This is a genomic window from Succinimonas sp. (genome assembly GCF_045225735.1).
Lineage (GTDB): Bacteria > Pseudomonadota > Gammaproteobacteria > Enterobacterales > Succinivibrionaceae > Succinimonas.
In genome coordinates this window covers 1-2,039 of sequence record NZ_JBGVBR010000093.1, presented here as the reverse complement: position 1 = coordinate 2,039, position 2,039 = coordinate 1, and the positions used below count along the sequence as shown (strand labels likewise).

Here is a 2,039-nt window from a genome sequence, read left to right as displayed (position 1 = left end):
GGAGATGCTCCGGGAGATCCGGGACATTCTGATCCGGGCGGATTTTCAGGAAGCGGACAGACGCATTCCCGATGATGCCAGAGCGGGGCCGCTGGTATTTGACTATTCCTCCGGATACAGTCTCTCCTGCAAGTGGCATCCGGATCCCGGGAGCCGCCGATACAATTATTTCAGCATCAATTCCGAAAAGATCACCATAGCAAAGAAAAATGAAGAGCTTAAGGCGATCCGGGATATTCTTAACAGCGCAAAGAAGGAGGAGTGCCTGATCCGCCGGGAGGAAAAGGATCTCGGCATTAATAAGTCCGGAGTAATCGGAATGATGGGAATGACAGGAGATCCGGGATCCGGAGGAAATCAGCCAATGACCGGAATGCTGGGGATGATGAAAATGAACGGCGCTCCGGACAATTCTTCCCAGCCGCAAAAGACCGCCTTTCCGGGGCTGAACGCTGACGGTTCCTGGAACTGTCCCGATTGCGGCGAAACCGGACTTACGGGGAAGTTCTGCTTTGAGTGCGGCCGGAAAAGGCCTGATAACGGCTGAGGGCTGTTATGGCGGATGGCGGTGAAATGCGGAACCCAAGCGGAACGGAGGGAATCTTAAGCAAAAGTCCATGAGACTCCCTGCTGTCAGGGAGCTGGCGTTCTCCGGGAGTTTCTCCTCCGTCAGGTCTTCTTTGCCATTTCCTGAGCCCCTGTTGCGGCCCTGCTCCCGGGGCTCCGGTTTTTGTCTCCGGCCTTCGTTTTCATTCTTTTTCCTTCTTCTTTTTTTTGCCATCTCTTTTTTTCGCTCTTCTTTTCTGGTGCCTGTTTTCATCAAGGTCTGCGTTATGTTTTTGGCAAAAGCGGCGCCTCTGGCGTTTTGGGCCAAAAGCAAGGGTTCCGTTACCGTAATTTCCCCTTAACTATCCATGGGATGGATAGTCATTTGTTCACATTTAATCATTTGTTTGTTTTTTCGAGAAGGTTAAAAGTTCTCCCGGGATAACAGAGAATATAGTTTTATTAAGGGATGCGGCAGGAGGGACTCTTCTCTCGCATTCCGGCTTTGCTTTTTAAGGATATCCTTAAGAGGCTTCCCGGGGGAAGGCTCTTAAGGTTTCGGGACTTACGGGAGTTATTATGGGAAAAAAGCTTATTGGGAAGAAGAGCGTTCAGGAAATCTCCGGAGCCATTAACCGGCTGGCGGATTCCTTCTTTGCCCTGGCTGACAGCATCCGGGGCCTGAGATCCGGCGCTGCCGGCGCGCCTCAGGCGGCTTCAGGGACTGAGAGGAAGCTTCCGGAGCAGGAGATCTCTCCGGCTCCGCGGGATGCGGAGGACGGAGAAGTGTTTTCTCCGGAGGTCGTCTCCGAACCTGCGGCTCTTAAGGATCTTCTGGAAAACCTGATTCCGGGAGTAACTTCCGGCTCCTCCGGCGTACCCGCGCCGGAGCCTCTTCCGGAGGTTATGCCGAAGGCTCCCGCTCCGGAGACCACGGAAACCCGCTGCGGAGAAGCCCTGCAGGCTTTTATGCGGGATAAGGGGTATGTCATTACCAGAATCGACAATATCGTCAATGAATCTCCCATCTGGGTGAAGCTGGCCCGGACTATCGGGAGCGACTATCATTCCCTGCTTCCCATTATTAATGCCCTTAAGGTTTCTCAGAGCCGGGGCGACCGCATTGTGGTAAACCTGTCCCGCTATGCACCGGAGATGCAGAATGCCTGCGTCAGCTTTGCCAAGGCTCTCTACAGCAATGCTCTTCTGGTGGAATACCGTTACGCCTCGGCGCCGGTGCCCAGACTGACCATGCGGGTGCAGAAGGACGGCGCCATCATCAATTTCATTACCGGCCACTGGATGGAGATCTTTGTTTACAGCGTGGCCCGGGAAGTGCTGCAAAACTATGCCGGCCTTTACAACATTGATGTGGAGAGCTACAGCAATGTCCAGTTCATGATGAATGAAAAGATGGTGTTCGAGCTGGATATCCTCTGCTTCGTAAACAGCATTCCCGTCTGGGTGGAATGCAAGACCGGGGAGTTCCAGCA

At 53.5% G+C, this 2,039-nt stretch carries 1 protein-coding gene and 1 pseudogene; both read left to right on the top strand.

Annotated features, from left to right (window positions below; translation table 11 throughout):
• Positions 1-547: pseudogene (locus ACJROR_RS03320) on the top strand (hypothetical protein); the annotation flags it as partial.
• A 578-nt stretch (positions 548-1,125) separates the two neighbouring features.
• A partial coding sequence (locus ACJROR_RS03315) for a hypothetical protein (RefSeq protein WP_406545849.1) occupies positions 1,126-2,039 on the top strand: 914 nt, incomplete at its 3' end.